Origin of the sequence: Pseudomonas sp. EL_65y_Pfl2_R96, assembly GCF_963970905.1 — a bacterium.
GTDB lineage: Bacteria > Pseudomonadota > Gammaproteobacteria > Pseudomonadales > Pseudomonadaceae > Aquipseudomonas.
Genome location: NZ_CAXAQH010000024.1, coordinates 87,195 through 95,551, shown reverse-complemented (window position 1 = coordinate 95,551; position 8,357 = coordinate 87,195). Strand labels below are relative to the sequence as shown.

Below are 8,357 nucleotides of genomic sequence, written 5' to 3'. Positions count from 1 at the left end.
GCTGATAATCTTGTTGACTATCAGTCTGACTCCACAAGCACCCACACGAATTGCTTGATTCAGTTGTTAAAGAGCGGTTGGTTAAGATCTTTCGTCTCAACCGAGGCGCGCATTCTACAGCAGCCTCCGTTGCTGTCAAGCGGTTATTTTCAGAAGTTTTCAAAGTTTCCTTTGCAACTTCAACCACTTGCGCTTCCGATCTCTCGTTAGCGGGAGGCGAATTCTACAGCGTTAGTCGCTGCTGTCAACACCTGTTTTTCTCCGCTTTCGACCGAGAAGACCGAACCGTCAATAAGGCGACAACACACTGCCTTACCAACTCCTTCTGACCTCGATGAACTGAAGCGTAACCACTGCCGAAAACTGCGTAACTCATTGTTTACCAAGGAGTTTTCCGTTTCGACTGCGCCGGAAGTGGGGCGAATTATAGACGTCCAGAATCTGCCGTCAACCGTTAATTACGCTTTTCTGGCGGAAGGTGTCTTTTTAGCTGTTAAACGTGGGATTCGACGGGTTACTGGCGGTAAACGCAGTACTAATAGCAACGCACCTATAGAAGCATAGACAGCCCACTCCTTCAGATCAGCGCGAACGATCCACAACATATGCAACAACCCAAACCCGAGAACCACATAGACCAGTCGGTGCAGTTTCCTCCAGCGAGCCCCCAAACGCCGCTGACTATAACGATTGGAGGTGATTGCCAATGCCAACAAACAGAGAAACCCCAGCGTTCCGACAATAATGTACGGCCGCTTGCGCAACTCGACACTCAGCTGCGACCAATCGAAGCCAAGGATGAACACCGCGTAACCACTCAAATGCAGAACCACATAGGCGAAACACCACAACCCCAACTGCCGCCGGACAACTATCCATCCTGGCCAACCGGTTAGCTTCTGCAAAGGCGTCATGCTTAACGTAATGAGCAACAGGACAAGTGTCCCCAACCCCAGACGGTCAACCAGCACCTTGCCCGGGTCAGGCCCCAGCACATCCGCCCAGGCTTGGTACAACCAAAGCAGCGGCCAAATCGCTGCAGCGATGAAGACACCGATACGCCAGAACGGATATCGCATCAGTAATTCTTCCGCAGATCGAGCCCTGCATATAAAGAAGCGACTTCATCCGAGTAGCCGTTGAACATTTGCGTTTCTCGTACATTGGGCTTGAACAGACCACTCGGCAAACGCCGTTCCCGTGCCTGGGTCCAGCGCGGGTGATCGACTGTCGGATTCACGTTCGCATAAAAGCCATATTCATCTGCCGCAATGCTCTGCCATGTAGTCTTCGGCTGCTCGCTGACCAGGCTGATGCGGACGATGGATTTGATGCTCTTGAAGCCGTACTTCCAGGGCACCACCAGACGCAATGGTGCACCGTTCTGATTGGGCAACTCACGTCCATACATACCTACAGCAAGAATCGCCAACGAGTTCATCGCCTCATCCAGACGCAACCCCTCTACATAAGGCCAGTCGATCAAGGCAAAGCCGGAGCGCTGTCCGGGCATACTCTTGGGATCCTGCAAGGTTTCGAAGCGAATGAATTTGGCTTTGGACGTCGGCTCGACCTCCCTGAGCAAGGCTGAAATGGGAAAACCCATCCATGGAATGACCATCGACCAGGCCTCCACACAGCGAAGACGATAAATACGCTCTTCCAGCTGATAAGGCTTCATGAAGTCTTCCAGCGCATACCGCCCCGGCTTACCCACCTCCCCGTCCACCACCACACTCCACGGTTCGGTTTTCAGCGCACCGGCATTGGCCGCGGGATCACCTTTATCGGTACCGAACTCATAGAAGTTGTTGTAGTGGGTCGCGTCCTTGAAAGGTGTGATCGCCTCATCCTTGACGTTGACCGCCCCCCATTTAGTGGAAGGAAGTTTTTCGGCAAACCAGGACGGTGCCTTGCCAGACTCGACATCGGCATAACGCGCAACATCGTCGGCATTCGCCCAGCGCGGCAGACTGCTCACAGCCAAACCGGCAACGGTGGCACCCAAGATACTGCGACGAGAAAGGTAGAGAGATTCAGGCGTGACATCAGACTCATGACAGTCAGACGCTTTGGGGACTTTGATCAGCATGACAACTCCGCAGCTTTGGAGGACAGATGCACCCATAGACTGCGGAGTATGAGGGAAATTACATCACTCGGCTTTTTTGTGCCGACGAAGACGTAACAGGTACTGCACCGGCCCAGAAGCCGCATAGCCAAGGAAGACCAGCAGCAGGATGCGCGGCGGATCACTGAACACAACGGCAAATACCAGCACTACCGCCAGGATCGCGACAAAGGGAACGCGCCCCTTCAAGTCCAGTTCCTTGAAGCTGTTGTACTTGATATTACTGACCATCAGCATGCCAGCCGCGGCGACCATCAGAGCAACCAGGAACGACATCTTGGAGCCCTGAATGCCGTAATCGCTGAACGCCCAGACAATGCCTGCGACCACACCGGCCGCGGCCGGGCTGGCCAGACCGATGAAGTAGCGTTTGTCTGCCGTACCGACCTGAGTATTGAAACGCGCCAGACGCAACGCCGCCCCCGCCACATAGATGAACGCAACCATCCAGCCGACCTTGCCCATATCACCCAAGGCCCAGCCGAACGCCAGCAATGCCGGCGCAACACCAAAGGCAACCATGTCCGACAGCGAGTCGTACTCGGCACCGAAGGCGCTTTGGGTATTGGTCATACGGGCAACACGACCATCAAGGCCATCGAGCACCATGGCGACGAAAATCGCGATCGCGGCAAACGCGAAATACTTGCTCGCGCCGATTGCATCACCGGCACTCAAGGCGCTCTGGGCGCTCATCGAGTTGATAATGGAATAGAACCCTGCGAAGAGGTTCGCCGTGGTGAACAGATTCGGCAGAAGATAGATACCACGATGCCGGACTTTACGGCCTTCAGCGTCATGCCCTTCTTCGATGTGTTCATCGATAGGCAGAAGGCTTTCGGCGTCAGAAGCCTGTTTTGGCTCTTCGGGACGTTCGCTCATGGACATTACCTTGCAACGGGGTGGAAAGTTTCGACAGGTGTCTGGGACGACGGTTCGACCGCAAACGATGCAGCTTTATACCAGAACCGGCGGATCCAAACGAAAAAACGCGGCCTAGGCCGCGTTTTCCGTACAAGCTCGCGACTTAGTTCTTGGCTTTGTCGACGATCTTGTTGGCACCGATCCACGGCATCATGGAGCGCAGTTGCTCGCCGATGATTTCGATACCGTGAGCGGCGTTGTTACGACGCTTGGCGGTCATCGAAGGATAACCGGTAGCGCCTTCGCTGATGAACATCTTGGCGTATTCGCCGTCCTGAATACGTTTCAGGGCGTTGCGCATGGCCTGACGGGATTCGGCGTTGATTACTTCCGGACCGGTCACGTACTCGCCGTACTCAGCGTTGTTGGAGATCGAGTAGTTCATGTTGGCGATACCGCCTTCGTACATGAGGTCAACGATCAGCTTCAGTTCGTGCAGGCATTCGAAGTAGGCCATTTCCGGCGCGTAGCCAGCTTCAACCAGGGTTTCGAAACCGGCTTTTACCAGCTCAACGGTACCGCCGCACAGAACGGCTTGTTCGCCGAACAGGTCGGTCTCGGTCTCGTCCTTGAAGGTGGTTTCGATGATGCCGGTACGGCCGCCGCCAACGCCAGCAGCGTAGGACAGTGCAACGTTTTTGGCGTTGCCCGAAGCATCCTGGTAGATAGCGATCAGGTCAGGGATACCGCCGCCTTTGACGAACTCGGAACGCACAGTGTGGCCCGGAGCTTTCGGCGCGATCATGATCACGTCGAGGTCAGCGCGTGGCACAACCTGGTTGTAGTGGATCGCGAAGCCGTGGGAGAAGGCCAGGGTGGCGCCTTTCTTGATGTTCGGCTCGATTTCGTTCTTGTACAGGGAAGACTGGAACTCGTCCGGGGTCAGGATCATGACCAGGTCGGCAGCCGCTACAGCGGAAGCAACGTCGGTCACTTTCAGGCCGTGGGCTTCGGCTTTGGCAACGGTGGCCGAACCTTTACGCAGGCCAACGGTAACGTCAACGCCGGAGTCTTTCAGGTTGCACGCTTGAGCGTGGCCTTGGGAGCCGTAACCGATGATGGCGACTTTCTTGCCCTGGATGATCGACAGGTCGCAGTCTTTATCGTAGAAAACTTTCATGAATTTCCCCTTTATATCTGGCCCTTCAGGCCATTCGCTAATTTGGTTTAGACGCTCAGTACTTTGTCGCCGCGGGCAATCCCGGTGACGCCACTGCGTACGGTTTCCAGAATCGAGGCAGTGCCGATCGATTGAATGAAGCTGTCGAGCTTGTCGCTGGTACCGGTCAATTGAACGGTATACACGCTGGCGCTGACATCAACGATCTGCCCACGATAAATATCGGTGGTGCGCTTGATCTCGGCGCGCTGGGCGCCGGTGGCCTTGACCTTGACCAGCATCAGTTCGCGCTCGATGTGAGCACTCTCCGACAGGTCGACCAGCTTGACCACTTCGATCAACTTGTTCAGGTTCTTGGTGATCTGCTCGATGATTTCATCGTGGCCAACTGTGGTCAGCGTCAGACGCGACAAGGTCGGGTCTTCGGTGGGTGCCACGGTCAGGCTTTCGATGTTGTAGTTGCGCTGCGAGAACAGGCCAACTACACGAGACAGAGCGCCCGGTTCGTTTTCCAGAAGCAAGGAAATAATGTGCCGCATGATTAAGTACGCTCCGTCTTGCTCAACCACATATCGCGCATGGAGCCGTCTTTGATCTGCATCGGGTAGACGTGCTCGCTGGTGTCGACCGAAATGTCGATAACCACCAGGCGATCTTTCATGGCGAACGCCTCTTCCATCTTCGACTTCAAATCTTTCGATTCGGTGATGCGCACGCCAACGTGACCATAGGCCTCGGCCAGCTTGACGAAGTCAGGCAACGATTCCATGTAGGAGTGCGAGTGGCGGCTGCCATAACTCATGTCCTGCCACTGGCGAACCATACCCAGTACACCGTTATTCAGAATGACGATCTTCACCGGCAAACCGTATTGCAGGCAGGTCGACAGTTCCTGAATGTTCATCTGGATGCTGCCCTCGCCCGTTACGCAGGCGACGTCATCATCCGGGAAGCTCAGCTTGACGCCCATGGCCGCCGGAAAACCGAAGCCCATGGTGCCCAGACCACCGGAGTTGATCCAGCGGTTCGGCTTGTTGAACTTGTAGTATTGCGCTGCGAACATCTGGTGCTGCCCCACGTCGGAGGTCACAAAGGCGTCGCCCTTGGTCACTTCGCACAGGGTTTCGATCACGGTCTGCGGCTTGATCACGCTGCCGTCGCCCTTGTCGTAAGGGAACAGACCGCGGTCACCGCGCCACTCATCAACTTGCTTCCACCAGCTGGCAACGGACTCCTTGTTCGGGGTCTCGCCGATTTCCTTGAGGATCGCGACCATTTCGGTCAGGACACTCTCGACCGGGCCGACGATAGGCACGTCTGCCTTGATGGTCTTGGAGATCGAAGCCGGGTCAATGTCGATATGAATGATCTTGGCATTCGGACAGAACTTGGCCGGGCCGTTGATCACGCGGTCATCGAAGCGCGCACCGACTGCAAGGATCACGTCGGCATGGTGCATCGCCAGGTTGGCGGTGTAGCTGCCGTGCATGCCGAGCATGCCGATGAACTGACGATCGGTGCCAGGGTAGGCACCCAGCCCCATCAGGGTATTGGTCACTGGCAGGTTGAGCATCTTCGCCAGTTCGGTCAGCGGCGCGGAGCCACCACCGAGAATCACGCCGCCGCCTGCATAAAGCACAGGACGCTTGGCCGCCAGGAGCATTTCTGCCGCCTTGCGGATTTGCCCGGAGTGACCGCGAAGAGCCGGACTGTAGGAACGCAGCTTGGCTTTTTTCGGGAAGATGTATTCGAACTTCTCGGCCGGGTTGGTCATGTCTTTCGGGATATCGACAACGACCGGACCAGGACGACCGGATTGCGCCAGGTAGAACGCTTTCTTCATGACTTCCGGGATTTCCGACGCGTGCTTGATCATGAAGCTGTGCTTCACGATCGGCCGGGAGATACCGATCATGTCGGTTTCCTGGAATGCATCGGTGCCTACCAAGGTGCTAGGCACCTGGCCGGAAATGATCACCATCGGAATGGAGTCCATGTAGGCCGTGGCAATACCGGTGATGGCGTTGGTTGCGCCCGGGCCGGAAGTGACCAGTACCACGCCGGCTTTACCGGTGGCACGGGCGTAGCCGTCGGCCATATGGGTCGCAGCCTGCTCGTGACGAACCAGGATGTGGGTCACTTCCGGTTCTTTGAACAGGGCATCGTAGACATGAAGAAGAGCACCACCCGGGTACCCGTAGATATATTTGACGCCTTCGTCACGCAAAAAGCGGACGAGCATCTCACCGCCAGATAAAAGCTCCACGTTGTTCACCTCTAAAACGCCAGAATACCGCCCACATACAAAGAGGACGGGTCTTAATAGGTTTACTTCTCGGCAGAGCATGAGCGACGGTGGTCGCCGACTACGTCAGCACTGACTGAGCAAGTATTGGGATCGTCCCAAGTGTTGCGGGCCTTTCCCACCCAGCGCGAGGTAACGCGTTGCGGGTGTAACAGGTCGGCGCGGATGTGCGCCTCATGATCTACCGAGTGGGTCTGCTTCTGGCAGTCCCTCTACAGCGGACTTTGGATTCTTCTGTTTCGCCCATCGCAAGTCAAGCCGTCAATGCGCTTTATTCGAACTAAGCGCATGAGAACGCAAGAAAAAACCTTTAAACCGCAAGTGTGTTAGCTTCAATTGCGCACTCATGACAAGGAAATGGCATGCGAACGTTCTTCTTCACCGCTGGCTTGCTGATCGGCCTGAGCCCTTTGTGCATGGCGGGTCAGGTCTATAAATGGATCGATGCCCAGGGCGTCACCCATTTCGATGCGCAACCGCCCCAGGGCCGGGAAGCCAGCCTTGTGGTGACGCCTGCCCCGCCCGTCGGCAAGCCGAGCACGCCACCGCGCGGCAACGTCATAGGCGATCAAAAGGCCATCGACAACAAAGTAAAAAAACAGGTCGGCGAGCAGCAGGCCCAGCTGAAAGTGTTCTGCGAGCAGGCCCGAACGAACCTGGCTCAACTGCAGAACAATCCGCGACTACGGGAGGAGGTCGACGGTGAGATGCGCCGCCTGACCGACCAACAACGTCAGGAGCGCATCACCGAAGCACAGAAACAGATCACGAAAAACTGCCAGTAGATACCCTACACGGGTTCAGGGTCAGCGAGAGGCGGTGATCAACAGGTCGAACTCTTTGAGCAAGACCTGAAGCTGCCGATCCTTGCCCTGAACCTTGCGCGCGGCGAAGACCATTTCGGCCATCTCCTGGATCCCCGACGCATTGGGCAAGGGCAGGTTCTGCTCCAGGATCGACTTCATCCTTGGCAGGAAGATCCATTGCAGCCACTGCTCGAAATCCAGCGTATCCACCGAGAACGGCTCGACGCTGGAAAGCGCATCAACGGACGGCGGCACTTCGTCCCACCATCCCTGAACGCGCAGTTCGCGCTCGATCAACAGCAACTGCTCGGCAATCTTCGGGAAGCGTGCATCCATCACAGCGAAACCTTGGCCTTCTGACGAGCCAACGCTGCACCGGCTGAATCACCCTGCTTCTCACGGGCCTGGGCGATCAATTCCCATAGGCTGGCCTGAAGATCCGGACGACCATTGGCGAACGTCAGACCACGACGGGCAAACTGCTCGGCCTGTGCCGCATCGCCTTGAGCCATACGCACCTGAGCCAGACGATAAAGCACTTGCGGCTCACGCGGCGCGACTCGTTGCGCGCGTTCGAGACTGGAGGAAGCACCGTTGAGATCACCACTGGCCTGTTGCTGCTGAGCAGTGGTCAACAACGCCAGGACCGGACCGTCCAGTTGCTCATCGGCGGACAGGCCGCCGGAGCTCGCCGAAGGAACCCCACTCGGCGTCGACGGCATGGTGTAACTGCCCTGATTGATCGGTGCCGACTGCACCGGCGAGGTATCAATCGGCCCCGGAGTGATCGGACCTGGGGTTATCGGCGAAGTGCTGATCGGTGCCGAGGAGACGGCGCCACCACCCGGCACCATCACGACAACGCCGGTGTCACCTTGCGGGATTGCCTGAGTCTGGGCCTGTGCAGGACGTTTTACCGTCGTCTGCCGGAAACCGCCATTCGCCGAAATCCGCTCGCTGTTGGAGACGGCAGTGCCGGCATCCACAACCGGGATCGAACCACGCTGTACGGTGGAGCAGCCGCTGAGCAAAGCCACGGCAGTCACCGCTGGAATCAACCACTTGTTCACT

General features: G+C 56.7%; 10 protein-coding genes. 1 reads left to right on the top strand and 9 read right to left on the bottom strand.

Annotated features, from left to right (window positions below; all coding sequences use genetic code 11):
* From AACY49_RS21905 to AACY49_RS21875, 7 genes are all read right to left on the bottom strand, one after another.
* Positions 1-187 (bottom strand): hypothetical protein (locus AACY49_RS21905; RefSeq protein ID WP_339526350.1); only part of this gene is annotated, 187 nt, incomplete at its 3' end.
* A gap of 271 nt (positions 188-458) precedes the next feature.
* Entirely contained in the window at positions 459-1,079 is a 621-nt protein-coding gene (msrQ, locus tag AACY49_RS21900; protein ID WP_339526348.1) for a protein-methionine-sulfoxide reductase heme-binding subunit MsrQ, read from the bottom strand.
* Complete coding sequence (gene msrP / locus AACY49_RS21895; RefSeq protein WP_339526346.1) at positions 1,079-2,092, bottom strand: protein-methionine-sulfoxide reductase catalytic subunit MsrP; 1,014 nt, start codon at positions 2,090-2,092, stop codon at positions 1,079-1,081. Before msrP ends, msrQ begins: the two co-directional genes overlap by 1 nt.
* A gap of 63 nt (positions 2,093-2,155) precedes the next feature.
* Positions 2,156-3,013, bottom strand: coding sequence for a CDP-diacylglycerol--serine O-phosphatidyltransferase (gene pssA / locus AACY49_RS21890; RefSeq protein WP_095055878.1), 858 nt, complete (start codon positions 3,011-3,013; stop codon positions 2,156-2,158).
* Positions 3,014-3,158: 145 nt separating this feature from the next.
* Positions 3,159-4,175 carry a ketol-acid reductoisomerase gene (gene ilvC / locus AACY49_RS21885; RefSeq protein WP_003228216.1) on the bottom strand — a complete coding sequence of 339 codons (1,017 nt, stop codon included), beginning with the start codon at positions 4,173-4,175 and terminating at the stop codon, positions 3,159-3,161.
* Between the two features lie 47 nt (positions 4,176-4,222).
* On the bottom strand, positions 4,223-4,714 hold the full coding sequence (gene ilvN, locus AACY49_RS21880; RefSeq protein ID WP_057450890.1) for an acetolactate synthase small subunit: 492 nt from the start codon (positions 4,712-4,714) through the stop codon (positions 4,223-4,225).
* A gap of 2 nt (positions 4,715-4,716) precedes the next feature.
* On the bottom strand, positions 4,717-6,441 hold the full coding sequence (locus AACY49_RS21875) for an acetolactate synthase 3 large subunit (RefSeq protein WP_258699066.1): 1,725 nt from the start codon (positions 6,439-6,441) through the stop codon (positions 4,717-4,719).
* Positions 6,442-6,842: 401 nt separating this feature from the next.
* On the opposite strand from AACY49_RS21875, the gene AACY49_RS21870 reads away from it, so the two are divergent.
* Positions 6,843-7,265, top strand: a complete 423-nt coding sequence (locus AACY49_RS21870) for a DUF4124 domain-containing protein (protein WP_258699065.1) — start codon at positions 6,843-6,845, stop codon at positions 7,263-7,265.
* Between the two features lie 21 nt (positions 7,266-7,286).
* On the opposite strand, the gene AACY49_RS21865 is transcribed toward AACY49_RS21870, so the two are convergent.
* The gene (locus tag AACY49_RS21865) at positions 7,287-7,622 is read right to left on the bottom strand and encodes a YqcC family protein (protein WP_258699064.1); all 336 of its coding nucleotides are present in this window, start codon (positions 7,620-7,622) and stop codon (positions 7,287-7,289) included.
* Positions 7,622-8,356, bottom strand: coding sequence for a tetratricopeptide repeat protein (locus tag AACY49_RS21860; RefSeq protein ID WP_258699063.1), 735 nt, complete (start codon positions 8,354-8,356; stop codon positions 7,622-7,624). The genes AACY49_RS21865 and AACY49_RS21860 overlap by 1 nt, the downstream gene beginning before the upstream one ends.
* Position 8,357: the final 1 nt, after the last annotated feature.

What these genes read in the sequence shown, in the direction of transcription:
- msrQ (WP_339526348.1), bottom strand. Translation starts at nt 1,079, where the DNA reads ATGCGATATCCGTTCTGGCGTATCGGTGTCTTCATCGCTGCAGCGATT.
- msrP (WP_339526346.1), bottom strand. Translation starts at nt 2,092, where the DNA reads ATGCTGATCAAAGTCCCCAAAGCGTCTGACTGTCATGAGTCTGATGTC.
- pssA (WP_095055878.1), bottom strand. Translation starts at nt 3,013, where the DNA reads ATGAGCGAACGTCCCGAAGAGCCAAAACAGGCTTCTGACGCCGAAAGC.
- ilvC (WP_003228216.1), bottom strand. Translation starts at nt 4,175, where the DNA reads ATGAAAGTTTTCTACGATAAAGACTGCGACCTGTCGATCATCCAGGGC.
- ilvN (WP_057450890.1), bottom strand. Translation starts at nt 4,714, where the DNA reads ATGCGGCACATTATTTCCTTGCTTCTGGAAAACGAACCGGGCGCTCTG.
- AACY49_RS21870 (WP_258699065.1), top strand. Translation starts at nt 6,843, where the DNA reads ATGCGAACGTTCTTCTTCACCGCTGGCTTGCTGATCGGCCTGAGCCCT.
- AACY49_RS21865 (WP_258699064.1), bottom strand. Translation starts at nt 7,622, where the DNA reads ATGGATGCACGCTTCCCGAAGATTGCCGAGCAGTTGCTGTTGATCGAG.